Source organism: Kineococcus terrestris (assembly GCF_041020755.1).
In the GTDB taxonomy this organism is placed as follows: domain Bacteria; phylum Actinomycetota; class Actinomycetes; order Actinomycetales; family Kineococcaceae; genus Kineococcus; species Kineococcus terrestris.
Genome location: NZ_JBEUEI010000035.1, coordinates 14747 through 39164, shown reverse-complemented (window position 1 = coordinate 39164; position 24418 = coordinate 14747). Strand labels below are relative to the sequence as shown.

The window sequence follows — 24418 nt, the reverse complement described above, 5'->3', positions numbered from 1 at the left end:
CGCGCCGCCCCCCGGCCCCAGCGCCCGGCCCCCCCGGCGCCCCGCCCGCGCCCCCCCCCCCCCCCCCCCCCCCCCCCCCCCCCCCCCCCCCCCCCCCCCCCCCCCCCCCCGCCAGAAGGCGAGCCTCACGGCCGGGCGGGCCGCTTCACGCGGCCCGCCTCACAGGTACTGCCCGGTGGTGGGCGGCTGCACGGTGGGCATCCCGCCGCCGCGAGGACCCTGCGGCCCGCCGCCGGGCAGGGCGCGGCGCATCTCCTGCAGCTGCGCCTGCGCGGCCATCTGCTGGGCGACGAGGGCGGTCTGGATGCCGTGGAAGAGGCCCTCCAGCCAGCCGACGAGCTGGGCCTGGGCGATGCGCAGCTCGCTCTCCGAGGGCGCGGAGCCCTGCGCGAAGGGCAGTGCGATGCGGCGCAGCTCCTCGACCAGCTCGGGGGCCAGGCCGTCCTCCAGCTCGGAGATGGACCGGTCGTGGATCGAGGCCAGGCGCGCGCGGCCGGCCTCGTCGAGGGGCGCGGAGCGCACCTCCTCCAGCAGCTGCTTGATCATGCTGCCGATCCGCATGACCTTGGCGGGCTGGGAGACCATGTCGGCCGGCCCGGGCGCACCGTCCTCGGGCGGTTCGGCGATGCCCATCCCCTGGGGCGTGACGACGACGACCCGCGGGTCCGGGCCGTCCGCGGTCTCGCGGGGCGCGTCGGGCGGGGTGGGGTCCTCGGGGAGGTTCGCAGCGTCGGACATGGCTCTCATCCTGCCCGCCGCTCCCGCGGTCCACCTCCCCGCGGGTCAGCGGCGGCCCGGCTCGCGGGGGACGGCGCGCGCGGCCAGCAGGACGGTCGCGGCGACGACGACCGCGCCCGCGGCCACACCGGTGCGGAACCCGGCGACGGGCCCGGTGTAGGTGACGACGAGGGCCAGGGCCGACAGGACGGGCACGCCCGCGGCCAGCGCGAGCAGCCGGCCGGGGCGCCGGCGCGCCGGGGAGGGCAGAGCCAGCGCCAGGCACAGGACGGTCGCGCCGACCAGCGCGGAGGCCAGGACGTCGCTGACGCGGTGCCAGCCGTCGTCGACGACGAAGGCGGCCATGCTGCCCGCGGCGAAGGCGCCGACGAGGGCGACGGGCGCGCGCAGGACGCGCGGGACGACGAGCAGCAGCCCCAGCGCGAGGCCGAGGACGGCGGCGGTGTGGCCGCTGGGCAGGCTGTTGGCGTAGGGGCCGTAGACGGCGCCGAGGTCGGGGCGCTGCAGGACGACGTGCTTGAGGACCTCGGTGGCGCCGAGGGTTCCCAGGGCGACGCCGGCGCCGTGGACGGTGCGCCGCAGGCGGCCGCGGCCGCTGAGCAGGCCGACGACGGTGAGCACGCCGAGGCCGGCGAGCAGGTGGACGGGCCGCAGCGACTGCTCGACGCCGAACAGCGGCTGCAGCCAGCCCACCCCGTCGGCCACGCTGCGCCCGCTGGCCGCGGCGTGCAGCGCGTTCTCGGCGGTCTGCCCCCGCGGGGTGAGGACGGCGGCCCAGTACAGGACGGCGAAGGCGGCCGCCGGCACCAGGGCGGTGGCGGCGGCCGCGAGCGACGCGCGCGCGGGCCGCCGGCCGGAGCGCGGTCGCTGCTGCACGGGTGCCGAGGTCGCCATGCCTCCACTGTGCGGCACCGCCCGCGCGGGCGTCGCCCCGAGCCGTGGGGGAGTGGTGAGGATCAGCGGGAGGCGCGCTCCAGGGCGGCCAGCTCCTCCTGCGTCAGCTCCAGGTCGGCGGCCGCGAGCAGGGTGGGCAGCTGCTCGACGGTGCGCGCGGAGGCGATCGGCGCGACGACGGTGTCCTGCTGGGCCAGCCAGGCCAGCGCGACGCTGGTGACGTCGGTGCCGTGGGCGGCGGCGGCCTCGTCGAGGGCGGCCAGGACGCGGGGCCCGCGGGGGTCGTCCAGGTAGGCGGCGGCCTTGGCCCGCCGCTGGCTCTCGGCGAGCTGGCCGGGGCGGTACTTGCCGGTGAGGAAGCCGGAGGCGAGGGCGGCGTAGGGGACCATCGCGAGGCCGTTGGCGGCGACGACGTCGGCGGTGCGCTCCTCGTACTCGCCGCGCGCCATGAGGTGGTACTCGTTCTGCAGCGCGACGTAGCTGGCGAAGCCCTCGCGGCGCGAGGTCTCCAGCGCCTCCTCCAGGCGGGGGGCGGTGTAGTTGGAGGCGCCGATCGCGCGGACCTTGCCGGCGGTGACGAGCTCGTCGAAGGCGCCGAGGGTCTCGGCCAGCGGGGTGCCCTCGTCGTCGGCGTGCGCCCAGTACAGGTCGATGCGGTCGGTGCGCAGGCGCTGCAGGGAGGCGTCGACGCCGCGGCGGATCGTGTCGGCGCGCAGGTCGTCGAGGCCGGGGGCCTTGCCGACCTTGGTGGCCAGGACGACGGCGTCGCGCTTGCCGGACTTCTCGAACCAGGACCCGATGATCGTCTCGGAGATGCCGGCGCCGCCGTCGGACCAGGCGGAGTAGACGTCGGCGGTGTCGAGGAAGTCGCCGCCGCCGTCGACGAAGGCGTCGAGCACGCGGTGGGACTCGGCCTCGTCGGAGGTCCAGCCGAAGGTGTTGGCGCCCAGGCACAGGGGGCGGACGTCGAGCTCGGAGGTGCCGATGCGGGTCATGGCGCCAGTCGACCACCCGTTCCCCGCGCGCACCACCCGGAGGATGCACTCCGTGCCTGTCGTGCACTTGACGCAGAGCTTGCACGGAGTGCATGTTGCTGGGGTGACCTCCCCCCTGCGCGAACGCCGCCGGCAGGAGACGGCCGACGAGATCGCGGCCGCCGCCCTCGACCTCGCCGACCGCGACGGCTGGGCGGCCGTGACCGCCGACGACATCGCGGCCGCGGCCGGCGTCTCCCGCCGCACCTTCTTCAACTACTTCCCGTCCAAGGACGACGCCCTCCTGCACTCCGGGCACACCTGGGACGAGGACGCCCTCGAGCGCTTCGCCACCTCCACCGGGCCGCTGCTGCCCGCGCTGGAGGAGCTGCTGGGCGCGCAGTCGGCGCTCATGGCCGCCGACCGCGACCGCTTCCTGCGCGTGATGGGCGTCGTGGAGGCCAACCCGGAGCTGCTGCCCCGGATGCTCGCCCGCTTCCACGAGACCGAGCAGGTGTTCGCCACCGCCTACGCCCGCCGCGACCCCGCCGCCGACGACCTGCGCGCGCAGGCCGTCGCCGCCGTGGTCGGGGCCCTGCTGCGCGTCAGCGCCCACGAGTGGGTGCACGACCCCAGCGCCGACCCGCAGCGCTCGGTGCGCCGCGTCCTGGACGCCCTGCGCGCCCTCACCGCCTGACCCCACCCGCTCAGCACCGCTCTCCCGGAGGACCCGTGACCGCCCCCGCCCCCGCCGAGCCCGCGCGGACCGCGCCGCGCATCGGCTGGATCTTCACCTCGCTGGTGCTCGTCATGCTGCTCGCCTCGCTCGACCAGACGATCGTCGGCACCGCGCTGCCGACGATCGTCGGCGAGCTCGACGGCCTGCAGCACATGGCGTGGACCATCACCGCCTACACGCTGGCCCTGACCGTCGCCATGCCCGTCTACGGCAAGCTCGGCGACCTCGTCGGCCGCAAGAACCTGTTCCTCGTCGCCATCGCGCTGTTCCTGCTCGGCTCGGCGCTGGCCGGTTTCTCGCAGTCGATGCTCCAGCTGGTCGCCTTCCGCGGCGTGCAGGGCCTCGGCGGCGCCGGCCTGATGATCATGTCGCAGACGATCATCGCGGACGTCGTCCCCGCCCGGGACCGCGCGAAGTTCATGGCCCCCCTCGGCGCGGTGTTCGGCGCCTCGGCCGTCCTCGGGCCGCTGCTGGGCGGCTGGCTGACCGACTCCGCCCACTGGCGCTGGATCTTCTGGATCAACCTGCCGCTGGGCGCGGTCGCGTTCGCCGTCGCGGCCATCACGCTGAAGCTGCCCGCGCGCCGCAACACCGAGCGGATCGACTACCCCGGCATGGTGCTGCTGGCCCTCGCCCTGACCGGCACGGTCCTCGTCACCAGCTGGGGCGGCACCGACCACGCCTGGGGTTCGCCGACGATCCTCGGGTTGATCGCCGCGACCGTCGTGCTGGTGCTGGCGTTCGTCGCGGTGGAGCGGCGCGCGTCCTCCCCGGTGATCCCGCTGCGGCTGTTCCGCAACCGCACGTTCGTCGTCACCACGCTGCTAGGGTTCGTCGTCGGTGCCGGGCTGATGGGCGCCCTGGCCTACCTGCCGACGTACCTGCAGATGGTCTACGGCGTGAACGCCACCGAGTCCGGTCTGCTGCTGCTGCCCATGGTGTTCGGGCTGCTGCTGTTCGGCATCGCCTCCGGCGTCCTCATCACGCGGACGGGCCGCTACAAGGTGTTCCCCGTGGTCGGCACGGCCGTCGCCGCGGGGGGGATGGCGCTGCTGGCGACCATCGGCACGGGCACCCCGCTGTGGCAGCTCGGCGTGTACCTGGCGGTCCTCGGCGCGGGCCTGGGCGTGTTCATGCAGGTCCTCGTGCTGGCCGTGCAGAACGCCGTCGCCCCCCGCGAGGTCGGCGTGGCGACCTCCTCGAACAACCTGTTCCGCGAGCTGGGCGTCACGGTCGGCGCGGCCGCGCTGGGCGCGGTGTTCACCAGCCGGCTCACCGACCGCCTCGTCACCCTGTTCCCCGCCGGGGCGGGTGAGCAGAGCGCGACGTCGCTGACGCCGGAGATCGTGCGGAACCTCCCGCCGGAGGTGGCCGGCGGTGTCGTCGACGCCTACGCCGGCGCGCTGACGCCGATCTTCGGGTGGATGGTGCCGGTGTTCCTGCTGGGCACGCTCATCGCCCTGTTCCTGCCGGAGGTCCCGCTCGCCTCGACCACCGCGCTGAGCGAGGGCGAGGCCGAGGCGGCGCAGTCCGACGCGCGGCCGGGCGAGGACGCGCCGGGCCTGCCGTTCCAGTCCACCGGCACCGACCGGGACGCGGACCCCACCCGCGCCTGACCCGGACGCGCGACGGCCCCGGACGCACGACGGCCCCGGGCCGCGCGGCACGTGCTGCGCGGCCCGGGGCCGTCGCCGCGCGGGTGGTCCTCAGCGCGCCGCGCGCGCCCACGCGCTGAAGGAGCGCAGCGACCCGGAACCGGGCCGGCGCAGCCACGGCCAGGGGTGGCGGGCGACGACGTCCAGGCGCTCGGCGCGGCGGCGGAAACCCGGGACGGGGGCGTGGGTGACGGCCAGGCGGCGCCCGGCCAGCTCGGCGACGGGGTCGCCCAGGCGCACCTCGCAGCCCAGTTCCGCCAGCGTCTCGGCGAGGAACACCAGCCGCTTGCCGGACAGCCGCAACCGCACGAGGAGGGGTTCGTCGAGGACGAACACCGCGGGCAGGTCCGGGTGGGCGGCCAGCGCGGGGTCGGTGTCGCCCAGCGACTCGGCGGTCAGCCACACCGCGTCGGGTTCCCCGGTCACCTCGGGCCCGCGGGGTCCGGCGTCGGTGGGACCGCCGGCCAGCCCGTCGGGGGGTTCCACGCGCGGGCCGGCGTCGGTCTCCGGCCAGTCCTGCACGGGGCAGGCGCGCCGCAGCGCGCACGTGCCGCACAGGCCCGGCGCGCGCTTCTCCACCTGCCAGCGGCTGAACCCGTAGACCTTCCCCGTGCCGGTGCCCACGGCCCACTGCCAGCCGAGCCGGTTGGCGGCGGGGGAGCCGTCGAGCAGGTGCCGGTACATCTCGGCGGCGCCCTCGCGCCAGTCCCGGCCCGCGCGCACGGACCACTGCGAGGCCAGCCACATGCGGGTCTGGTTGACCAGCCAGCCCTCCTCGTGCAGTTCCGCGGTGGTCTCGGCCACGCACGCCATGTCGTCCGGCCACGGTTCGCGGGTCCACGGCTGCGCGGGCACGGGGTCGCCGAAGCGCAGCGGCCGCGCGGTCGCCGGGCCCAGGCGCGCGTACAGGTGGCGCGCGTACTCCTGCCACAGCAGCTCGTCGCGGAACTTCGCCCGGTCCCGCGGCGGGGCGCCGGCCGCCGCCGCCCACACCGCCGGCAGCGGCAGCAGGCCGTGCCGGACGTAGGGGGACAGGCGGGTGGCGCCGCGCCGCTCGCGGGGCAGGACCTCGCTGCGCCGGGCCGCGTAGCCGGTGAGGTCGAGCGCGGCCAGCGCGGCGTCGGCCGCGGACTGCCCGCCGCGCACGGGCGAGGCGGCGACCGGCGCGTCCGGGCCCTCGTGGGTCAGGTGGCCGAGGTGGGTGCCGACCCAGGCGACGACCCCGTCGCGGTCGGCGGGCGGGGGCGGCAGCTGGGGCACCGCCCGATCCTCGCCCGGGGCGGCGCTGACGGCACCCGGGCGGGGCGTCGGGCGAGGGGGCGGTCAGGTGAGGTGGTCACCGATGAGCGCGGAGAGGCCTGCGGCGTCGAGCTCGCCCGCTGCCACTGCGAGCACCATGCGCTCGGCGTCGTCGACGTCCATCACCAGGTCCGTGCCGTTGAGCAGGCAGAAGACACGGGTGGCGGACCACGCCAGCCGCTTGTTGCCGTCGACCAGCGGGTGGTTCCGCGCCAGCGAGTGCATGAGGGCTGCGGCCTTGTCGGCCAGCGCGGGGTACGCCTCACGGCCGAAGACGGTGGTGCGCGGGCGTGCCGCCGCTGACGCCAGCAGTCCAGCATCGCGCACCTGGACGCCGTCGACCACGCCGTCGGCGATCTGCAGGAGGTCCTCCAGCGACAGGTGGTCGACCGGGCGCTCCGGCCGGCTCACCGGGCCAGACGGGCGAGGAGTTCGGCGTCCTCGGTGCGCACCCGTTCCACGGCGGCGCGCAGGCGAGCGGAGCGGTCGGACACGTACTGGTCGATGGCGGTCCGAGCGACCTCCTGCATGGATCGTCCTTCTTGCTCAGCGCGGCGGCGCAGAGCCTCGGTCTCCTCGTCGGTCAAGCGCAGGTTCATGGCCACACCAGGACGGTACCGCCGCGGTACCGCGATCGCCACGGACTTCTCGGCCGGTCGGGGCCAGAGCCGGACCCGGTCGCACCACCGCCGTGATCTTGCTGGGAAACCCTGCAAGATCACGGGAGAGGTGGGGCGGGGTGGGGTGGGGTCGGCACCCGATAGCACCGGTCCGCAGGTGTCGGGCGCGCGGTGCCCGCCGCGGTCCAGGCTGGACGTCAGGAGGGAGGACCCGTGATCGGAACGCTGAACCGGCTCGTCGACCTCGTCGAGCGCGACACCGCCGGTGACCTCGACGTCGCCGCGTGGGCGCGGTCGCTCGGCACCACCGAGCACCACCTGCGCCGGATGTTCTCGTCGCTGGCCGGGATGCCGCTGTCGGAGTACGTGCGCCGTCGGCGGATGACGCTGGCCGCGGCGGACGTCGTGCGCGGCGAGCGCGACCTGCTGGGCATCGCCGTCGACCACGGGTACGGCTCGACCGAGGCGTTCGCCCGCGCGTTCCGCGCGGTGCACGGCGCCGGTCCCTCCGAGGTCCGCCGCAACGGCGGACCGCTGCGGGCGCAACCGCGCCTGTCGTTCCAGCTGACCGTGAGAGGAGCAGACCCGATGGACGTCCGCGTCGTCGACCGTCCCGCCTTCCGCCTCGTGGGCCACGCCGCCCGCGTCCCCCTCGTGCACGAGGGGGCGAACCCCCGCATCGCCGAGCACGTCGCCGCGATCCCGGCGGCCGAGCACCAGCGGCTGAAGGCGCTGAGCGGGACCGAGCCGAAGGGGTTGCTGTCCGTCAGCGACGACCTCGACCCGGACCGCGCCGAGGGCACCGAGCTGACCCACCTGCACGGCGTCGCCGTGGAGGCCGGCGCGTCCGTGCCCGGGGACCTGGACGTGCTGGAGGTGCCCGCCGGGACGTGGGCGGTGTTCCGCAGCTCCGGCCCGCACCCCGCTGCGCTGCAGGAGACGTGGGCGGCCACCGCCACGGAGTGGTTCCCGTCGAACCCGTGGCGGCTGCGGCCGGGCCCGGAGGTCGTCGCCGTGCTGGAGCGCGCCGACGACTTCAGCACCGCCACGTGCGAGCTGTGGCTGCCGGTGGAACCGGCCTGACGCGGTCCGCGGGCCCTTGCCCGGGGCCCGCGGACCGTGGTGACCTGCTGGTGCGCGAGCACGGGGAGGAGGCGCTGTGCGGTTCCTGGTCACCGGTGCCACCGGCAGCGTCGGCCGCCGGGTGGTGGACCACCTGCTGGCCCGGGGCGCCGGCGACGTCGTCGCCCTGACCGTGGACCCCGGGCGCGCGGCGCTGCCGGCGGGGGTGCGGGTGGTGCGGGGGACCGCGGCCCGGCCGGAGGTGCTCGAGGAGGCGCTGCGGGGCGTCGACCGCCTCTACCTGGCGCCGTCACCGGCCACCGCGGAACGGGTCGTGGCGGCCGCCCGCCGCGCCGGCGTCGGCCGCGTCGTCGACCTGTCCGGCGAACCCGAGAGCTGGTGGGGCGCGGTGACCGCGGCCGTCGAGGCGTCCGGTCTGCCGTGGACGCACCTGTGGCCGGGGGACTTCACGGAGAACGCCCTGGTGTGGGCGCCGCAGGTGCGCGAGCGCGGCGGCGTGCGCGAGCCGTGGCCGGACGCCGCCAGCGCGCCGGTGGCGCTGGACGACGTCGCCGAGGTCGCGGCGGCGGCCCTGCTCGGCGAGGGGCACGAGGGCCGCGCGCTCAGCCTGACCGGCCCGCAGGTGCTGACGCGCCGCGACCTGGCCGCGGCCCTCGGCCGGGCGCTGGGCCGGGACGTCCCGTTCGTGCGGGTGGAGCGCGACGAGGCCGTCGAGGCGCTGGCGGCGGCGATGGGCGAGGACGCCGCCTGGTACGTCGACACCGTCCTGGCGGGTTTCGCCGAGGGCGGTGCCGCGGCGACGACCGTCGTGCAGGAGGTGACGGGCCGTCCGGCCACGACGTTCGAGGAGTGGGCGCGCCGGAACGCCGACGCGTTCCGCGGGTGAGCGCCCGGCCCGGCCGTGGGAGCGTGACCTCGTGGAACTCGAACGCGCTGACGTCGTCGCCCTGTACGAGCGCTACCTCGCCTGCTGCAACGAGCGCCGCTTCGACCAGCTGGGGGAGTTCGTCTCCGAGGCGGTGAGCGGTTCCGGACCCGTCGACGGGCTGGCCGCCTACGTCGACGGGGTCCGCGCCGTGTGCACGGGTTTCCCCGACTACCGCTGGGACGTGCAGGACGTGGTCGTCGAGGGCGGCGCGATCGCGGCCCGGCTGGTCGGCCGGGGGACGCACACCGGGACCTTCAGCGGCGTCGCCGCCACCGGGCGGAAGGTCGAGGTGCAGGAGCTGGTCGTCTACCGGATCACCGACGGCCGGATCGACCGGTGCTGGGGGGACCTGTTCCCCGTGCTCCGCGACGCCCTGACGACCCCCGTCCCCGGCACCGCCTGATCCAGCCGTCGCCGCCGAGTCCCGCCGACCGCCCACCGGGTGGAGCGGTGGCAGGTGGTCAGCCGAGGCCCGTGCCGCCCGGGTGTGGGCGGCCCTCCGTCCAGCGCCGGACGGCCTTGTCCGACGACCGGGGGGACGGCACGCTGGGACCCGCGCTCGGCGCGTCATCGGTGACTCCCGGCAGGTGGAGGTGGACGACGTGGGTCACGGCATCCGCGGCATCAAGCACGTCAAGATCCCCGTGACGGACCTGGCCACCAGCGGTCCGTGGTACGCGCGGCTCCTCGGACTGACCCTGGCGCGGGAGTTCGTGGAGGACGGTCAGCTCCGGGGGGTCGCGCTCGTCGACCGCGACACCGGTTTCGACGTCTCGCTGCGTGATCGACGGGTGTGCGCGAGCCGGCCGGTCCTGGACGGCTTCGACGTCGTGGCGTTCGACCTCGGCCCGCGGCAGGGCCTGCTCGACTTCGTGCGGCACTGCGAGGACATCGGGGTCCCGCACGGCCCGCTCCAGGAGCGCGGTCCGGACGGCGCGGCGGTCGACGTGACCGACCCGGACGGCTGCGTCCTGCGCTTCGTCTGCGACGGCGACGGACCCGCGCCGCCGTTCACGGGCCTGTCCTTCTCCAGCGACGGGGCGGTGTCCTTCTACACGACCCCGCGACTGCCGTCGGTGCCCGTGTCCGCGCCCTGACGCGTCTCCGCGGCGCTTCCCCGGAGCCGGCGCCGGGAGGGGACCCGGGTCGTCCACGTCGTCGCGGACGCCGCCCGCCGCGCCGCGGCTCCGCCGAGGGCGGCAGCGGCTCGTGCGCACGTCACGGCACGCCCACCGCCCGCAGCGCCGCGGCGGTCCCCGCGCCCACGAGGACGACGGCGACGAACGGCACCCGCCGCCACGCGAGGACCCCGGCGACCAGCACCCCGGCGGGCCGGGCGGCGCCCGCGCCGCCACCGCCCTCGAACAGGGTGCTGGTGGCGACGAGGGCCAGCAGCAGCACGACCGTGCCGCGCCCGACGAGGTCCTGCACGGCCTCCGGCAGCGTCACCCGGGAGGCCAGCAGGACGCCCAGCGCGCGTAGCGCGTACGTCCCGGCGGCGCAGACGCCGACGGCCAGCAGGACCGCGCCGCTCACGACGCCACCTGCGCGGTGCGCGTCCCGCGCTCGCGGACCAGTTGCAGCGCAGCCGGTCCCAGCGCGAGCAGGGACAGCAGGACGGGGACCCCCGCGGGCAGGACCGGGGTGGCGGCGACGGCGAGCGCGCAGCCGGCGACCGCCGTGCGGCGCACCGCCCGGTCGGCCAGCGCGGGCAGGACGAGCGCGAGCAGCGCGGCGGGGAACGCGGCGTCGACGCCCCAGGCGGCCGTGTCGCCCATCGCGCCGGCGGCGAGGACGCCGGCGAGGGTGCCGACGTTCCAGCAGGCGAACTGGGCGACGCCGAGGAGCGTGAACGCGCTGGCGCCGCCGCGGGCGCGCGCGAACGCGACGGTCTCGTCGGTGACGAGGTGCAGCGCCAGCCACCGCGCCCGCCCGCGGGGCAGGGAACCGGCGACGGCGAAGCTCAGCGGCAGGAACCGCACGTTGACGACGAGGGCCGCGAGGACCGCCGCGACGACCCCGGCGCCGGAGGCCAGCAGGGCCACGAGCAGGAACTGCGAGGCGCCGCCGAAGACGACGAGGGAGGACAGGAGGACGAGCCACCACGGCAGGCCGGTGCTGGTGGCCACGGCGCCGAAGGCCACGCCGACCACCCCGCTGGCCACGGCGACGAGCAGGGCGTCGCGCACCAGGGGTGTTCGCCAGAACGAACGCATGTTCGCTAGGATGAACACAGTCGGAGGTGGTCGTCAACCGCGGGGAGGCCGGGAACCGTGACCGAGGGAGCACCGGGTCCGTCGGGCGCACCGCCGGGTGTCGCGCAGGTCCTGGCGCGCTCGCTGCGCCGCGAGCGCACGCGCGCCGGGCTGTCGCTGACCGAGCTCGCGCGCCGCGCCGGCGTCGCCAAGTCGACGCTGTCGCAGCTGGAGTCGGCCACCGGCAACCCCTCGATCGAGACGCTGTGGGCGCTGTCCACCGCCCTCGGCGTCCCGTTCTCCCACCTCGTCGACCCCCCGCGCGCCGCCGTCGAGGTCGTGCGCTTCGGCGAGGGCGTGCGGTTCAGCGCCGGCGACGCCGACTACGCCGCGACGCTGCTGACGACCAGCCCGCCGAACGCCCGCCGCGACGTCTACCTCGTCAGCGCCGACCCCGGCCGCCCGCGGCTGGCCGACCCGCACGGCCAGGGCGTCGTCGAGCACGTCGTCCTGTCCGTGGGGCGCGCCCGGGTCGGGACGACGGACGAGACCGTCGAGCTCGGCCCCGGCGACTACGTGCGCTACCCCGGCGACGTCGAGCACGTCTTCGAGGCGCTGGAACCCGGCACCACCGCGGTGCTGGTGTCCGAGCACGTGTGAGCTGGGTCCGCCCCCCTCACAGCAGCCGGCGCGCCGCCGCCCACCGCGTCAGCTCGTGCCGGTTGGACAGCTGCAGCTTGCGCAGCACCGCGGACACGTGGGTCTCCACCGTCTTGACGGAGATGAACAGCTCCTTCGCGACCTCCTTGTAGGCGTAGCCGCGGGCGATGAGCCGCATCACCTCCCGCTCGCGCGCCGACAGGCGGTCCAGCTCGTCGTCGGCGGCGGCCACCTCGCCGCTCATCGCGCCGAACGCGTCGAGGACGAAACCCGCCAGCCGCGGGGAGAACACGGCGTCGCCGTCCGCGACCCGCCGCACGGCCGCGGCCAGCTCGTCCCCGGCGATGGACTTGGTGACGTAGCCGCGCGCGCCGCGGCGGATGACGGCGATGACGTCGTCGGCGGCGTCGGAGACGCTCAGGGCCAGGAACCGCACCGGCGGGTCGGCGGCCAGCAGGTCGGCGCAGCGGGTGAGGACCTCCGCCCCGCCCGACCCGGCGCCGGGAGCGGTGGACTCCCCGGCGGCCAGGGGCAGGTGCACGTCCAGCAGCACGACGTCCGGGTGCAGCCGGTGCACCACGTCGACGGCCGACGCCGCGTCGGCGGCCTCCCCGACGACCTCCACGTCGTCGGCGCCCGCCAGCTCGGCCCGCACCCCGACGCGCACCATCCGGTGGTCGTCGACGACGACGACGCGCTTCACCGTCCCCTTCACCCGCCCGATCCTGGCAGCCGCAGCACGACCTCGGTGCCCCCGTCCGCCGGCCGGCGCACCAGCGCCTCCCCGCCCGCGCGCCGCATGCGGCCCAGGACCGACTCGCGCACCCCCAGCCGGTCCGCGGGCACCGCGTCCAGGTCGAAACCGGGGCCGCGGTCGCGCACGAACACCTCCAGGTCCGCGCCCATCCGCTCCGCGTACAGGGACACCGCGCCCCCGGCGTGCCGGCCGGCGTTCAGCAGCGCCTCCCGCGCCGCCTGCGCCAGCGCGGAGGTGGCGCGGTCCAGCCGCAGGGTGTCCAGGTCGCCGACGAGGACGACGTCGACGGTGGCGGCGGTGGCGTCCTCCACCTCCGCGGCCGCCGCGCGCAGCGCCGCCCCGAGCGTTCCGGTGGCGGTGCCGTGGTCGCCGTACAGCCAGCGGCGCAGGTCGCGCTCCTGCGCGCGCGCCAGCCGCGCCACCTCGGCGCCGTCGCCGCTGCGGCGCTGGATGAGCGCGAGGGTCTGCAGCACCGAGTCGTGCACGTGCGCGGCCAGTTCCGCGCGCTCCTGCTCGCGGGCCAGGGCGGCGCGCTCGGCGCCCAGGTCGCCGTACAGGCGCACCGCCCACGGGGCCACGACGATCGCCAGCCCGGCGAACACCGCCAGCCCCGCCAGCGTCGACTGCCCGAACGCCGCGGGGTCGCCGACGACGAGGACGAGGACCACCCCCGTCGCGACGAGGGAGGCGCCGGCGCCCACCCGCAGCGCCGCCCGCCGCCCGCCGCCGCCGACGAGGCGCGCGCGGCGGGTGGCGTCCAGCTGGCTCCACGCCAGGACGAGACCGGCGCCGACGACGAGCAGCGGGACGAGGACCTGCAGCAGCACGTCGGAGTCGGACACCCGCCCGGCGGCGACGGCCGCGGTCAGGACGAGCGCGACGCCGACGAGGGTGTCGCGGTGCTCCAGGACCCACGCGGAGGGGTCGGCGCGCTTGCCGGGGCGCGGGCCGCCGGGGGTGACGTCGCGCTCGTCGGGGACCAGCAGCCACCAGGCCGCGTAGAGGAAGAACCCCGCCCCGGCCAGGACGGCCGCCGCCACGAACGCGGTGCGCACCCGCGACACCGGCAGCCCGAGGTGGGCGGCCAGCCCCGCGGCCACCCCCGCGGCCCGCCGCCCGGCGACGGGGCGCACGAGCGCGCGCCGCACCGGTGGGGCCGCGGCCGCGGGTTCCTCGGTGGTCGTCTCCACGCCGCGATCGTGGCACGCGGCGGGCGGTCCGGGATCCCCCCGGGGACGGGGACCAGGGTCCTCCGGGCCCACGTCCAGGGTCGTCTCAGGGTCGTCCCCGATGTGGTGGGGGTGCCCGCGCGGGCACCGTGGAGCCATGACCACGAACGAGTTCCCCAGCCCCTCCGACCAGTACCCGGGCCAGGGCCCGCAGCAGGTCCCGCCGGTCGCCGAGGAGCCCGCCGTCACCGCCGGCCCGGCCCGCAGCGGCGCCGACCGGTTCTTCGACCGCGTCCGCGGCCTCGGCGTCGTCCGCGGCGGCGACCGCTGGGTCGGCGGTGTCGCCGGCGGCCTGGCGCAGCGCCTGTCCGTGCCGTCGTGGACGGTGCGCGCGGCGTTCGTCGTGCTCGCCCTCCTCGGCGGCGCCGGCCTGACCCTGTACGGCCTGGCGTGGGCGCTGCTGCCCGACAGCACCGGCCGCGTCGAGGCGCAGGCGGCCCAGCGCGGCGACGTGTCCGTCGCCCTCGTCGTCGCCGGTCTCCTCGTCGTCGGCGACCTGCTGTTCGGCATCGACCCGTGGAGCGTCGGCTGGGTCTTCTGACCCGCCGGAACCGCACCGCACGTCCGGGAGAGTGGCACCGTGGACCAGCAGGAGCACCAGCAGGACCAGCAGGAGCAGCAGGACCGGCCGGCGGCGGGCGCCACGCCCGCCGAGCCCGCCGCGCCGCGGCCGTCCACCGACCGGTTCTTCGACGGCGTCCGCGCCTGGGGCGCCGTCCGCGACGACGAGGACCGCTGGTTCGCCGGCGTGGCCGGGGCGCTCGCCCGCCGCTGGGACGTCGACCCCGTCGTCGTCCGCGGCGCCTTCATCGGCCTGACCGTGGTCGGCGGCCTGGGGTTCGCCGCCTACGGCATCGGCTGGGCGCTGCTGCCCGACGCGCGCGGCCGGATCGAGGCGGAGGCCGCCTCCCGCGGCGACGTGTCGGGGTCCCTGGCCGGGGCGGTCGCCCTCCTGCTGCTGGACCTCCTCGTGGGCCGCGGTCTGCTCGGCGCGGGCGCCGGCTGGTGGAACGCCGGCGCGGGGTGGGGGTTCTTCATCACCGCCGCCCTGGCGGGGGTCGGCTGGTGGCTGCTGCGCGACCGGATCGCGCTCGTCCGCCCGGGGCAGCGCGACCCCCGCGCCGCCCAGCGCCCCGACCCGTCGGGGCCCGCGGCGCCGACCGGCGCTCCCGTGGACCTCACGAAGCACGACCGGCTCCCGCACGAGGACGTCCCGCTGGACGCGCGGGTCGAGCGGGCGGTCGACGAGGCGCTGGCACCGCTGCGGACGCTGGACCCGCTGGCCGGGCACCGCTCCACCACCGAGCGCCGCGCCGCCGCCCGCCGCGCGGCGGCCGAGCGCGCCGCGGCTGCGCGCGCCCGCCGCCGCCCCGGCTCACCGCTGCTGTCGGCCGCGGCCACGGGCCTGGCGCTGCTGGCGGCCGGAGCCGTGACCGTCGCCCACCGCGCCGGGTACCTGCCCGGCACCGAGGTGGCGACCGCGCTGGCCGCGGCCGTCGCCGTGCTCGCCCTGGGCGCCCTGCTCGCCGCGCTGCGCGGGCGGCGCAGCGCGCTGCAGGGGCTGGCGTGGCCGCTGGCGCTGGTGGCGCTCGCGCTGACGCTGGCACCGCCGTCGGGCGGCTGGCGCTGGTCGCCGGACCTGGTCTGGTCGCCCACCGCCCGCGAGGACGCCGTCGCGGTGCCCGTGGGGCGCCTGCGGGTGGACCTGGAGGAGGGGACGGCCGGAGGCAGCGCCACCGTGGCCGCCGGACGCCTCGAGGTCGTCGTGCCGCAGGAGCGCACGGTGCTGGTCGAGGCGACCGCGCTGTCCGGCAGCGTGCGCTGGGAGCGCGCCGACGTCGTCGCCGTCGCGGACGGCCGGGGGACCTTCGTGGACGACGACGCCGGTCCGCGCGTGCGGGCGACGGGCGGGCTGAACGTGCGGGCCGTCCTGGCCGTCGGCCCCGACGCGCGGGCCGTCGCCGAGGCGGCGCGCACCGACCGCCCCGGTGACGACCGCGACGGCTGGAGCGTGCCCGCGGGGACGGACCTGCTGCGGGCCACCGCGTGGGCGGGGGAGGTGGCGCTCGGTGCCCCGGGCGGCGACCTCCTCGGGACGGACTGAGGAGGACGACGTGGACGAGCGGCGGGACGAGCGGCGGGACGAGCGGGACGCCTGGCGGGAGTGGCACGACGGGCGGTGGGCCGCCTGGCAGGAGTGGCACGACGGGCACCGGGACCCCGCGGGCGAGGCGCCGCGCGGGGCGGAGCCCGCCGGACCGGCGGGCGGGGTCGAGGACGAGCCGGCCGCGCGGGAGGCGGAGCCGCCGGAGCGCCGGCCGTGGACGGTGGACGTGCCCGGGGTGGTCGGCGCGACCGTGCTGCTGGCGCTGGCCGCGGTGGTCGGCGCCCGCGAGGTCGCCGGCGTCACGTGGGACTGGCGCTGGAGCGTGACGGGGGTCCTGCTCGTGGCGGGCCTCGCGGTCGTGCTGGCCAGCGCCGCGACCGCGCTCGCCGGGGCGGTGCGCGGGCAGCGGGGGTGCGGGCAGCGGCGGTAGCGTCGTCGCCGTGAGCAGCGCGACGGGGACGGTCGAGCACGAGCGGGCGTGGGGGCACCTCGAGGACGGCACCCCCGTGGGGCGCTGGACCCTCGACGACGGCGCGCTGCGCGTGTCGCTGCTGGAGCACGGCGCGCGGATCCAGGCGCTCGAGGCGCCCGACCGGGACGGCCGGCGCGCCGGTGTCGTCCTGGGGTTCGCGGACCTGGCTCCCTACACCGGCAAGGGCCGCTCCTTCGGGGCGACGGTGGGCCGCTTCGCCAACCGCATCGCCGGCGGGCGCTTCCGGATCGACGGCGCGGAGGTGGCCGTCCCGGCCACCGACCGCGGCAACGCGCTGCACGGCGGACCGCACCCGTTCTCCGAGCGGCTGTGGTCGGCGCACCCGGTCGACGGCCGCGCGGGCGTGCGGTTCTCGCTGCTCAGCCCGGACGGCGACAACGGGTTCCCCGGGAACCTGTCGGTGCACGTCAGCTACGTGCTCAGCGGCGGCACGCTGGTCGTGGAGTACTTCGCGACGACGGACGCGGCGACCGTCCTGAACCTCACCAACCACGCGTACTTCCACCTCGCCGGCGAGGGCAGCGGCACGGTCGACGCGCACCTGCTGCAGGTCGACGCGGACGCGTTCCTGCCGGTGGACGAGAACGGCCTGCCGACGGGGGAGGTGCGCGCCGTGGAGGGCACGCCCTTCGACCTGCGCCGGCCCGTGCCCGTCGGGTACCGGGTGGGCGGGGAGCGCGCGGGCGAGGACGAGCAGCTGCGCCGCGGGTCGGGGTTCGACCACTGCTTCGTGCTGGCCGACGTGCCGGCCGGGTCCCGCCCGCGCTCGCGGGCGGCGCGGCTGGAGGACGAGCTGTCCGGCCGGGTCCTGGAGGTGTGGACGGACCAGCCCGGGGTGCAGGTGTTCACGGGCGGCACGCTGGCCGGCACCCTCGTCGGCGCCTCCGGCCACGCCTACGGGCCGCGCTCGGGCATCGCCCTGGAGACGCAGGCGTTCCCCGACGCGCCGAACCGGCCGGAGTTCCCCACGACGGCGCTGCGCCCGGGCGAGGAGTTCCACGCGGTCACCGAGCTGCGCTTCAGCACCTCCTGAGGGGCGTCACCGGCGGGGGCCGGACGCGACGGAGGCCCGGGACCAGCGGTCCCGGGCCTCACGTCGTTCAGGCGGGTGTCACTTGGGCGGGGTGACGTCCCCGCGCCAGGCGCCGGTCGCCGAACCGCGCGACTCGATGAACTCCTTGAAGCGCGCGAGGTCCTTCTTGATCTGGCGGTCGTCGGCGCCGATCGCCGCGCCGGCCTTCTCGACCAGGCTCTCGGCCTCCCAGTCCATCTGGACGGTGACCTTGGTCTCGGAGTCGCTGAGACGGTGGAACGTCACGACGCCGGCGTGGGACTTGCCGTCCACGGCCTTCCAGGCGACGCGCTCGTCGGGGTGCTGCTCGGTGATCGCGGCGTCGAACTCGCGCTCCACACCGGCGATCTTGGTCTTCCAGTGCGTCATGGTCTCGCCGGTCTGGGTGACGGACTCGACGCCGCCCATGAACTCGGGGAACGACTCGAACTGGGTCCACTGGTTGTACGCGGTGCGCACGGGGACCTGGACGTCGATGCTCTCGGTGACACTGCTCATGCGTCGGCTCCTCACGTGGCGCACGCTGCGAGGTGCGCCGTCGATGGTTCCGCCACCAGCCCCGGCACGGCCCGGGGGCCGCGGGGGCGGGCCGCCCGTCTCGTCCAGGCGGCGGTCCCACTCTGCTCCCGCCGCGCGCGGTGCGCACGTCGAGAGCGGCGGGCTCACTTCAGCGGGTCGTGACCCCAGTTCATGAGGCTGTAGCGCCAGCGCGTCTGGGTGACGTCCCCGTCGGGGCGCTGCGCCAGGTGCCGGGCCACGTAGCCGGCGACCTTCTTCATGTGCTGGTGGTCGTCGTCGTCGAGGTCGGCCTGCTTCGCGCGCAGGATCTGCACGATCCGCCGTCCGGACTCGTGCCCGACCGACTCGCCCTCCCCGGCGCCCACGGACTGCGACTCGTCCGTCGCCAGCCAGTCCTCCAGCTCCTTGGGCGTCATGTTGACGGCGTCCCCGAAGCGCTCGCGGACCTCGCGGCGCTCGTCGTCGTCGCTGCTGCTCTTCGCCATGCGGTCAGCGTGGTCGCTCAGAAGGCGTACCGCACCCGCAGCCACGGCGTGCGCTGCTCGATGAGGTCCAGCAGCTGGCGCACGTAGCGGCCCTTGTCGCCGGTGCGGTACCGCACGGTCGCGGCGCCGGACTGCGAGCGCTTGGCCTCCTGCAGCGCCGGCCGCCACAGCAGGTCCTCGGCCTTCGGGTGCCAGGCGAGGTTCACCTCGTGCAGGCGCTCCTCGTGCGTCAGGAAGATCACCTCGGCGGCCATCTGCTCCTTCGTGGCCGCGCTCGTGGCGGCGTCCAGGTCGTCGAGCAGCTCGGCCCACGCCGCCAGCCAGCCCTCGGCCACGACGACGGGGGACAGGTTCACGTGGACCTCGTAGCCGGCCCCGACGAAGTCGTCGAGGGCGGCCAGGCGCTCGGCGACCGGGGAGGTGCGCAGGTCCAGCAGCTTGGCGAACCGCGCCGGCATGAGGGAGAACCGGACGCGGGTGCGGCCGGCGGGCTCCAGCTCCAGCAGCCGGCGGTTGACGTGCTTGGTCGCGAAGGACGCCTTGGCGGTGGGCAGGCGGGCGAACAGGGCGACGAGGTCGTCGACGTTGGCGGAGACCTCGGCGTCCACGGAGCAGTCGCTGTTCTCCCCGACGTCGTACACCCACGCGTGCGGGTCGCACTGGTTCGGCTCGGCCTTGACGCCCTGCCGGCGCACGTGCCGCTCCAGGTAGCCGGTGATCTGCTCGATGTTCGCGAACACCGTGATCGGGTTGCTGTAGCCCTTGCGCCGCGGCACGTAGCAGTACGAGCAGGCCATCGCGCAGCCGTTGGCGGTGGAGGGCGCGATGAAGTCCGCGGAGCGCCCGTTGGGCCGCGCGGCCAGCGACTTCTTCACGCCCAGGACGAGGGCCTCGCGCTTGATCCGCACCCAGCGGGCGGCGTTCGCCTCGTCGCCGTGCAGCTCGGGGATGTTCCAGTGGCTGGCGACCTCGACGCGGGTGGCGTCGGGCCAGCGGGCGAGGACCTCCCGCCCGCGGGGCAGCTCGGCCGCCGCGGGCTCGACGTAGATCCTCGTGATGTCGAGGAGCTGCTGCTGGCGCACCCGGCCATCATCGCCCCCGCCACCGACACGACCCGTCCGCGGCGCCGGCGCGCCCGCGTCGCCTCGCGCGCGTCCGCACCGCTGCCTAGCGTGGGGAACGTGCGGACCCAGTTCACGTTCACCGACCCCGTCAGCCTCTACCACGCCGAGGGCTTCGAACCGCAACCGCAGGAGGGCCCGGGCCTGGCCGGGCAGCTGTCCCCGGAGCCGGACCACGGCGAGGAGACCTACCGCGGCACCGGCCGCCTGGAGGGCCGCAGGGCGCTGGTGACGGGGGCCGACTCGGGCATCGGCCGCGCCGCCGCCATCGCCTTCGCCCGCGAAGGGGCCGACGTCGTCCTCAGCTACCTGCCCGGCGAGCAGGCCGACGCGAACGAGGTCGAGCGGCTGGTGCAGGACGCCGGTCGCAAGGCGGTCCTGGCCCCCGGCGACGTCTCCGACGAGCAGGTCGCCCGCGGACTGGTGCGCCGCACCGTCGAGGAGCTCGGCGGGATCGACCTGATCGCCGTGGTCGCCGGCAAGCAGCAGCACGTCGAGGACGTCACGCAGCTGAGCAGCGAGCAGTTCGACGAGACGATGCGCACGAACCTGTACGCGCTGCACTGGATCGTGCAGGAGGCCGTGCCGCACCTGCCGCCCGGTTCCACGATCATCGGCACGAGTTCCGTGCAGGGCTACCAGCCGTCCCCGAACCTCGTCGACTACGCGACGACGAAGGCCGGGATCACGACGATGTGCAAGGCCCTCGCGCAGCAGCTGGCGCCCAAGGGGATCCGCGTGAACGTCGTGGCCCCCGGGCCGGTGTGGACGCCGCTGCAGGTGTCCGGCGGCCAGCCCGACGACGCCATGCCCTCCTTCGGCACCTCCACGCCGCTGGGCCGCGCCGGCCAGCCGGCCGAGATGGCCCCCGCGTACGTGTTCCTCGCCTCCCCCGAGTCCAGCTACGTCGTCGGCGAGGTGATCAACGTCAACGGGGGTATGCCCGTACCGTGACGATCGACGACGGCGGTTTCGACCCGCTGGACCTGCTGCGCGCCTCCGCCCGCGAGGCCTTCGGCTACGAGGTGCTGCGCCCGGGGCAGGCGGAGGCCATGCGCGCCGTGGCCGACGGGCGCGACGTGCTGGCGGTCATGCCGACCGGCGCGGGCAAGTCGGCCGTCTACCAGGTGCCCTCGCTGATGCACACGGCGCCGGTGGTGGTCGTCTCCCCGCTCATCGCGCTGCAGCGCGACCAGGTCGACGGGATCCGCGAGGACGCCCGCCGCGGCGGCGCGGTCATGCTGAACTCCCAGCTGACCGCGCCGGCGTGGCGCGAGGCGCAGGAGCAGCTGCGCGCCGGGGGCGTGAAGTTCGTGTTCCTGGCCCCCGAGCAGCTGGCCCGCGACGAGGTCGTGGAGGAGCTGGCCCGGCTGCGGCCGCAGACGCTCGTCGTCGACGAGGCGCACTGCGTCTCCTCCTGGGGCCACGACTTCCGCCCGCAGTACCTGCGGGTGGGCTCGGCCGCCGAGCGGCTGGGGCGCCCGCAGGTCGTCGCGCTGACCGCCACGGCCAGCCCCCAGGTGCGCGCGGAGATCGCCGAGCACCTGCGGCTGCGCGACCCGTTCGTCGTCGTCGAGGGTTTCGACCGCCCCGAGATCGACCTGGAGGTGCGCCACCACCGCGACGCCGACGTGCAGCGGCGCGAGGTCCTGGACAGCGTGCTCGCGGTCGAGGGCGCGGTCCTCGTCTACGTCGCCCGCCGCCGCGACGCGGAGGAGTACGCGGCCGCGCTGCGCACCGCCGGCCGCGCCGCCGACCACTACCACGCCGGGCGCCGGCGGGCCGACCGCGACGACGTGCAGCACCGGTTCCTCGCCGGCGAGCTGGACGTGGTCGTCGCCACCAACGCCTTCGGCATGGGCATCGACAAGCCCGACGTGCGCGCGGTCGTCCACGCCCACGTCCCCGACTCCCTGGACAGCTACTACCAGGAGGTCGGCCGCGCGGCGCGCGACGGGAACCCCGCGCGGGCGGTCCTGCACCACCGGCCCGAGGACCTGGGGCTGCGCAAGTTCTTCGCCGCCGGGGTGGCCAAGGAGGAACCGCTGCGGCAGGTCGCCGCGGCCGTGCGCTCGCACGACGGCCCGGTACCGCCCGCGCAGCTGCGCCGCGAGCTGGGCACGTCCGCGACCCGGCTGGCCGGCATCGTCAACCTGCTCGTCCAGGTCGGCGCCGTCGGCGAGGACGGCGAGGGCCGCCTGGTCCCCGCCGCCGGCGGGCCGGCGCCCGGCGAGGCCGCGGGCGCGGCGGTGGAGCTGTCGCAGCAGCGCCGCCGCGTGGAGCGCTCGCGCCTGGAGATGATGCGCGGCTACGCCGAGACCACCGGCTGCCGGCGGCAGTTCCTGCTCGGCTACTTCGGCGAGGAGCTGCGCGACCCCTGCGGGCGCTGCGACACCTGCCGCGCCGGCACGGCCGCGCAGCAGTCCGTCGCCGCCGCCGACGAGCCGTTCCCGGTGGGTTCGGCCGTCGTGCACGCGGAGTGGGGCGCCGGGCAGGTCATGCACTACGAGGAGGACCGGGTCACCGTCCTCTTCGAGGCGGAGGGGTACCGCACCCTCGCCCTGGAGCTCGCCGAGCGCTTCCTCGACGCCGCCTGACCCCCTCTCGGACGCCCCCCGACGCGCTCCTGGCGCGTTCCCCACCCCTCCCGGTCCGGGGAGGGGCGGGGAACGCGCCAGGAGTCGTGAGGGGCGGGCCGGTCAGGAGTCGCGGGTCAGCGGCCCGTACGTCATCTCCGGCTCGGCCATCTCCAGGTCGGCGGTCGCCTGGATGAGCTCGATCAGCTCCGGGTCCAGGCCCGGCGCGAACTCCTCGTAGCGCTCCTCCGCGATCGTCAGCGGAGCGCCCTCGGGGGCCTGCGACGTGGCGTCCAGATCGGTGCCGTCGTTGGACGGGGAGGCGCCGCGGTAGATCTTCGCGGCCTCCGACGCGCCCGTCAGGTCGAACGTGTACTGCTTGCTCTGCCAGCCCAGGTCGACCATCTGCTTGACCTCGGGGAACCGCTCGGCGTTGGTCTTCGGGATCGGCAGCAGCTTCTTCCAGTCCACGCCCAGCGTCTCCAGCGCCTTCGCGTACCCGTTCTCGTGCGCCTGGTCGCGCACGATGAGGTAGCTGACGGTGGAGCGCAGCGTCTTGTTCGACGACATCTCGTAGATGCGGCACTTCTGCAGCCGGCCCGTGGACTCCAGCATGAGGTTGTACAGCAGGTCCAGCACGAGGTTGCCGGAGTTGTAGACGTAGCTGCCGCTCCACGGGTTGCCGGCGGAGTCCACCGGCAGCGCGCCCTGCGCACCCACGAGGTAGTGGTGGATGTTGCCGTGGTCCAGCGCGATGCTCAGCGGGGTCGTCCCGCCGGCGGCCGGGGTGTCCAGCGGGTCGGTCTGCTCGCCCCGGTACCGCGGGGAACCGTCCAACAGGCGCGCGATCGTCGTGCCGATGAGCTCGACGTGGCTGATCTCCTCGGTGCCGATGCCCTGCAGCAGGTCCTTGTACGGCTTGGCCGCCGCGCCGCGGAAGTTCATCGACTGGAAGAGGTACTGCATCATCGTGCGCATCTCGCCGAACTGGCCGCCGAGGCCCTCCTGCAGGGCGTTGGCCGCCGCGGGGTCCGGCTCGTCCTCGGCGATCTCGTGGATGAGCTTCTGCACGTGCAGGTACATGTCGGGTCCCGTTCGTCCGTCGTGTTCGATCCGAAGGTGCTCGATCCGGAGGTGCTCGGTCCGGAGGTCGGGCGGCCTGCCCCGGCCACGCCCCACTCTGGGCGGGTGGGAGCGCTCCCGCCACCGGGCGCGGGCCCGGCTCGCGCGGGGCGGCCCGCTGCCGGAGGCTGGTCCGCGTGCCGGAGGGGGACAGCGTCTACCGCGTGGCGCACCGGCTCGACGAGCGGCTGCGCGGGCGCACCGTGCGCCGCAGCGACCTGCGGGTGCCGCGGTTCGCGACGGCCGACCTGGCCGGCGCGCGGGTCCTGGGGACCGTCTCGCGCGGCAAGCACCTGCTGACCCGCCTCGACGGCCCCGAGGTGCCCACGACCCTGCACACGCACCTGCGCATGGACGGGGAGTGGACGGTGCTGGCCCCCGGCAAGCGGCTGCCGCAGCGCCTGCAGCCGGACGTGCGCGTCGTCCTGGAGACCGACGGGCCGACGGCCGTGGCGCTGCGGATGCCCGTCGTGGAGCTGCTGCCCACCGACGCCGAGGACACCGTCGTCGGGCACCTGGGCCCGGACCTGCTCTCGGAGGAGCTGACCCGCGAGGAGGTCGTCGCGCGGGCGGTGGAGCGCCTGTCGCGCGAGCCGGAGCGGGAGGTCAAGGCCGCGCTGCTGGACCAGCGCAACCTCGCCGGCATCGGCAACCTGTGGGCCGACGAGCTGTGCTTCCTGCGGGGGGTCTCCCCGTGGACGCCGGTGTCCGGGGTGCCGGACCTGGCGCGGGCGGTGGACCTGGTGGCGCGGATGCTGCGCTTCTCGGTGTCCACGCCCGGCGCGGCGCAGGTCACCACGGGCGACACCCGGCCGGGGCGGCGGCACTGGGTCTCGGGCCGCGCCGGGCAGCCGTGCCTGCGCTGCGGGACGCGCGTGCGGGTCGTGGCGGAGGTCGCGGGCGACCCCGAGCGCCGGCGCACCTGGTGGTGCCCGCACTGCCAGCCCGGACCGGCCCCGGAGAACGGGGGGTGAACCCGCGTCGGTGCCGCACCCCGGCCGGGAGCGCGCCGGTGAACTCCTCGTGACGGCTCGCCGGACGGACCCCGTGTCGCGCCGGTGGCGGCGGTGCGCGGGGTTAGCTTCGGGTGAAGGCCCGCGGGTGCGGTGGCCGGAACACCGGCAGCCGGCCCGGGGCACCGCGGACGACCGC

28 protein-coding genes are annotated in these 24418 nt (G+C 76.3%); 14 read left to right on the top strand and 14 right to left on the bottom strand.

Translation table 11 applies throughout. The features are described from left to right. Nucleotides 1–159: 159 nt before the first annotated feature. The 3 genes from AB8M62_RS17195 to AB8M62_RS17185 form a co-directional block, all read right to left on the bottom strand. Nucleotides 160–738, bottom strand: coding sequence for a bacterial proteasome activator family protein (locus tag AB8M62_RS17195; RefSeq protein ID WP_369056167.1), 579 nt, complete (start codon nucleotides 736–738; stop codon nucleotides 160–162). A gap of 45 nt (nucleotides 739–783) precedes the next feature. Further along, nucleotides 784–1632 (bottom strand): phosphatase PAP2 family protein, encoded by an 849-nt coding sequence (locus tag AB8M62_RS17190; protein ID WP_369070351.1) that lies wholly within the window; start codon nucleotides 1630–1632, stop codon nucleotides 784–786. A 62-nt stretch (nucleotides 1633–1694) separates the two neighbouring features. After that, complete coding sequence (locus AB8M62_RS17185) at nucleotides 1695–2627, bottom strand: aldo/keto reductase (protein WP_369070349.1); 933 nt, start codon at nucleotides 2625–2627, stop codon at nucleotides 1695–1697. A gap of 103 nt (nucleotides 2628–2730) precedes the next feature. On the opposite strand from AB8M62_RS17185, the gene AB8M62_RS17180 reads away from it, so the two are divergent. Beyond that, entirely contained in the window at nucleotides 2731–3303 is a 573-nt protein-coding gene (locus AB8M62_RS17180) for a TetR/AcrR family transcriptional regulator (protein ID WP_369070347.1), read from the top strand. Nucleotides 3304–3338: 35 nt separating this feature from the next. Continuing rightward, entirely contained in the window at nucleotides 3339–4961 is a 1623-nt protein-coding gene (locus tag AB8M62_RS17175) for an MDR family MFS transporter (RefSeq protein WP_369070346.1), read from the top strand. Between the two features lie 90 nt (nucleotides 4962–5051). Here the strand turns inward: AB8M62_RS17175 and AB8M62_RS17170 are convergent, their stop codons facing one another. The 3 genes from AB8M62_RS17170 to AB8M62_RS17160 form a co-directional block, all read right to left on the bottom strand. Then, nucleotides 5052–6260, bottom strand: a complete 1209-nt coding sequence (locus AB8M62_RS17170) for an FAD-binding domain-containing protein (protein WP_369070344.1) — start codon at nucleotides 6258–6260, stop codon at nucleotides 5052–5054. A 63-nt stretch (nucleotides 6261–6323) separates the two neighbouring features. After that, the gene (locus AB8M62_RS17165) at nucleotides 6324–6710 is read right to left on the bottom strand and encodes a type II toxin-antitoxin system death-on-curing family toxin (RefSeq protein ID WP_369070342.1); all 387 of its coding nucleotides are present in this window, start codon (nucleotides 6708–6710) and stop codon (nucleotides 6324–6326) included. Further along, nucleotides 6707–6898, bottom strand: coding sequence for a FitA-like ribbon-helix-helix domain-containing protein (locus tag AB8M62_RS17160; protein WP_373694984.1), 192 nt, complete (start codon nucleotides 6896–6898; stop codon nucleotides 6707–6709). The genes AB8M62_RS17165 and AB8M62_RS17160 overlap by 4 nt, the downstream gene beginning before the upstream one ends. 234 nt (nucleotides 6899–7132) lie before the next feature. Here AB8M62_RS17160 and AB8M62_RS17155 point away from each other — a divergent pair, with 234 nt between their 5' ends. The 4 genes from AB8M62_RS17155 (at nucleotide 7133) to AB8M62_RS17140 (ending at nucleotide 10027) form a co-directional block, all read left to right on the top strand. Continuing rightward, nucleotides 7133–8002, top strand: a complete 870-nt coding sequence (locus tag AB8M62_RS17155) for an AraC family transcriptional regulator (RefSeq protein ID WP_369070340.1) — start codon at nucleotides 7133–7135, stop codon at nucleotides 8000–8002. A gap of 76 nt (nucleotides 8003–8078) precedes the next feature. After that, nucleotides 8079–8888: an NAD(P)H-binding protein gene (locus AB8M62_RS17150; RefSeq protein ID WP_369070338.1), complete on the top strand. Its 810-nt coding sequence runs from the start codon at nucleotides 8079–8081 to the stop codon at nucleotides 8886–8888. 31 nt (nucleotides 8889–8919) lie between these two features. Further along, entirely contained in the window at nucleotides 8920–9333 is a 414-nt protein-coding gene (locus tag AB8M62_RS17145) for an ester cyclase (protein WP_369070337.1), read from the top strand. 190 nt (nucleotides 9334–9523) lie between these two features. Continuing rightward, nucleotides 9524–10027: a VOC family protein gene (locus AB8M62_RS17140; RefSeq protein ID WP_369070336.1), complete on the top strand. Its 504-nt coding sequence runs from the start codon at nucleotides 9524–9526 to the stop codon at nucleotides 10025–10027. Between the two features lie 121 nt (nucleotides 10028–10148). On the opposite strand, the gene AB8M62_RS17135 is transcribed toward AB8M62_RS17140, so the two are convergent. Next, entirely contained in the window at nucleotides 10149–10466 is a 318-nt protein-coding gene (locus AB8M62_RS17135; RefSeq protein WP_369070334.1) for an AzlD domain-containing protein, read from the bottom strand. Continuing rightward, nucleotides 10463–11146 carry an AzlC family ABC transporter permease gene (locus tag AB8M62_RS17130; protein WP_369070332.1) on the bottom strand — a complete coding sequence of 228 codons (684 nt, stop codon included), beginning with the start codon at nucleotides 11144–11146 and terminating at the stop codon, nucleotides 10463–10465. The genes AB8M62_RS17135 and AB8M62_RS17130 overlap by 4 nt, the downstream gene beginning before the upstream one ends. Nucleotides 11147–11203: 57 nt before the next feature. Here AB8M62_RS17130 and AB8M62_RS17125 point away from each other — a divergent pair, with 57 nt between their 5' ends. Next, the gene (locus AB8M62_RS17125; protein WP_369056154.1) at nucleotides 11204–11785 is read left to right on the top strand and encodes a helix-turn-helix domain-containing protein; all 582 of its coding nucleotides are present in this window, start codon (nucleotides 11204–11206) and stop codon (nucleotides 11783–11785) included. 16 nt (nucleotides 11786–11801) lie between these two features. Here AB8M62_RS17125 and AB8M62_RS17120 read toward each other — a convergent pair whose 3' ends face one another. Together AB8M62_RS17120 and AB8M62_RS17115 are read right to left on the bottom strand one after the other, a co-directional pair. Then, the gene (locus tag AB8M62_RS17120) at nucleotides 11802–12509 is read right to left on the bottom strand and encodes a LuxR C-terminal-related transcriptional regulator (RefSeq protein ID WP_369056170.1); all 708 of its coding nucleotides are present in this window, start codon (nucleotides 12507–12509) and stop codon (nucleotides 11802–11804) included. Beyond that, nucleotides 12497–13732, bottom strand: coding sequence for a sensor histidine kinase (locus AB8M62_RS17115; protein WP_369056153.1), 1236 nt, complete (start codon nucleotides 13730–13732; stop codon nucleotides 12497–12499). The genes AB8M62_RS17120 and AB8M62_RS17115 overlap by 13 nt, the downstream gene beginning before the upstream one ends. A 136-nt stretch (nucleotides 13733–13868) precedes the next feature. Between AB8M62_RS17115 and AB8M62_RS17110 the strand changes: the two genes are divergently transcribed. The 4 genes from AB8M62_RS17110 to AB8M62_RS17095 are packed head-to-tail and all read left to right on the top strand — an operon-like array spanning nucleotide 13869 to nucleotide 17404. Then, complete coding sequence (locus tag AB8M62_RS17110) at nucleotides 13869–14312, top strand: PspC domain-containing protein (protein ID WP_369056152.1); 444 nt, start codon at nucleotides 13869–13871, stop codon at nucleotides 14310–14312. A gap of 39 nt (nucleotides 14313–14351) precedes the next feature. Then, entirely contained in the window at nucleotides 14352–15875 is a 1524-nt protein-coding gene (locus tag AB8M62_RS17105) for a PspC domain-containing protein (RefSeq protein WP_369056151.1), read from the top strand. Between the two features lie 10 nt (nucleotides 15876–15885). Next, a complete protein-coding gene (locus AB8M62_RS17100; protein WP_369070330.1) occupies nucleotides 15886–16308 on the top strand; it encodes a hypothetical protein in 423 nt (140 codons plus the stop codon). Between the two features lie 10 nt (nucleotides 16309–16318). After that, entirely contained in the window at nucleotides 16319–17404 is a 1086-nt protein-coding gene (locus tag AB8M62_RS17095) for an aldose epimerase family protein (RefSeq protein ID WP_369070328.1), read from the top strand. 78 nt (nucleotides 17405–17482) lie between these two features. Here the strand turns inward: AB8M62_RS17095 and AB8M62_RS17090 are convergent, their stop codons facing one another. The 3 genes from AB8M62_RS17090 to AB8M62_RS17080 all read right to left on the bottom strand — a co-directional run bounded on the left by AB8M62_RS17090 (nucleotide 17483) and on the right by AB8M62_RS17080 (nucleotide 19529). Beyond that, complete coding sequence (locus AB8M62_RS17090; protein WP_369056148.1) at nucleotides 17483–17941, bottom strand: SRPBCC family protein; 459 nt, start codon at nucleotides 17939–17941, stop codon at nucleotides 17483–17485. Nucleotides 17942–18105: 164 nt separating this feature from the next. Beyond that, nucleotides 18106–18447 (bottom strand): DUF3140 domain-containing protein, encoded by a 342-nt coding sequence (locus tag AB8M62_RS17085; RefSeq protein ID WP_369070326.1) that lies wholly within the window; start codon nucleotides 18445–18447, stop codon nucleotides 18106–18108. A gap of 17 nt (nucleotides 18448–18464) precedes the next feature. Beyond that, complete coding sequence (locus tag AB8M62_RS17080) at nucleotides 18465–19529, bottom strand: spore photoproduct lyase family protein (protein ID WP_369070325.1); 1065 nt, start codon at nucleotides 19527–19529, stop codon at nucleotides 18465–18467. A 99-nt stretch (nucleotides 19530–19628) separates the two neighbouring features. Between AB8M62_RS17080 and AB8M62_RS17075 the strand changes: the two genes are divergently transcribed. Together AB8M62_RS17075 and AB8M62_RS17070 are read left to right on the top strand one after the other, a co-directional pair. Further along, nucleotides 19629–20522 (top strand): SDR family oxidoreductase, encoded by an 894-nt coding sequence (locus AB8M62_RS17075; protein ID WP_369070323.1) that lies wholly within the window; start codon nucleotides 19629–19631, stop codon nucleotides 20520–20522. Further along, nucleotides 20519–22165: a RecQ family ATP-dependent DNA helicase gene (locus AB8M62_RS17070; protein WP_369070321.1), complete on the top strand. Its 1647-nt coding sequence runs from the start codon at nucleotides 20519–20521 to the stop codon at nucleotides 22163–22165. The genes AB8M62_RS17075 and AB8M62_RS17070 overlap by 4 nt, the downstream gene beginning before the upstream one ends. Nucleotides 22166–22267: 102 nt before the next feature. On the opposite strand, the gene AB8M62_RS17065 is transcribed toward AB8M62_RS17070, so the two are convergent. Next, nucleotides 22268–23227: a manganese catalase family protein gene (locus AB8M62_RS17065; RefSeq protein WP_369070320.1), complete on the bottom strand. Its 960-nt coding sequence runs from the start codon at nucleotides 23225–23227 to the stop codon at nucleotides 22268–22270. 176 nt (nucleotides 23228–23403) lie between these two features. Here AB8M62_RS17065 and AB8M62_RS17060 point away from each other — a divergent pair, with 176 nt between their 5' ends. Continuing rightward, nucleotides 23404–24240 carry a DNA-formamidopyrimidine glycosylase family protein gene (locus tag AB8M62_RS17060; RefSeq protein ID WP_369070318.1) on the top strand — a complete coding sequence of 279 codons (837 nt, stop codon included), beginning with the start codon at nucleotides 23404–23406 and terminating at the stop codon, nucleotides 24238–24240. The last annotated feature ends 178 nt before the right edge of the window (nucleotides 24241–24418 follow it).

What these genes read in the sequence shown, in the direction of transcription:
- AB8M62_RS17065 (WP_369070320.1), bottom strand. Translation starts at nt 23,227, where the DNA reads ATGTACCTGCACGTGCAGAAGCTCATCCACGAGATCGCCGAGGACGAG.
- AB8M62_RS17085 (WP_369070326.1), bottom strand. Translation starts at nt 18,447, where the DNA reads ATGGCGAAGAGCAGCAGCGACGACGACGAGCGCCGCGAGGTCCGCGAG.
- AB8M62_RS17195 (WP_369056167.1), bottom strand. Translation starts at nt 738, where the DNA reads ATGTCCGACGCTGCGAACCTCCCCGAGGACCCCACCCCGCCCGACGCG.
- AB8M62_RS17185 (WP_369070349.1), bottom strand. Translation starts at nt 2,627, where the DNA reads ATGACCCGCATCGGCACCTCCGAGCTCGACGTCCGCCCCCTGTGCCTG.
- AB8M62_RS17090 (WP_369056148.1), bottom strand. Translation starts at nt 17,941, where the DNA reads ATGAGCAGTGTCACCGAGAGCATCGACGTCCAGGTCCCCGTGCGCACC.
- AB8M62_RS17110 (WP_369056152.1), top strand. Translation starts at nt 13,869, where the DNA reads ATGACCACGAACGAGTTCCCCAGCCCCTCCGACCAGTACCCGGGCCAG.
- AB8M62_RS17160 (WP_373694984.1), bottom strand. Translation starts at nt 6,898, where the DNA reads ATGAACCTGCGCTTGACCGACGAGGAGACCGAGGCTCTGCGCCGCCGC.
- AB8M62_RS17130 (WP_369070332.1), bottom strand. Translation starts at nt 11,146, where the DNA reads ATGCGTTCGTTCTGGCGAACACCCCTGGTGCGCGACGCCCTGCTCGTC.
- AB8M62_RS17190 (WP_369070351.1), bottom strand. Translation starts at nt 1,632, where the DNA reads ATGGCGACCTCGGCACCCGTGCAGCAGCGACCGCGCTCCGGCCGGCGG.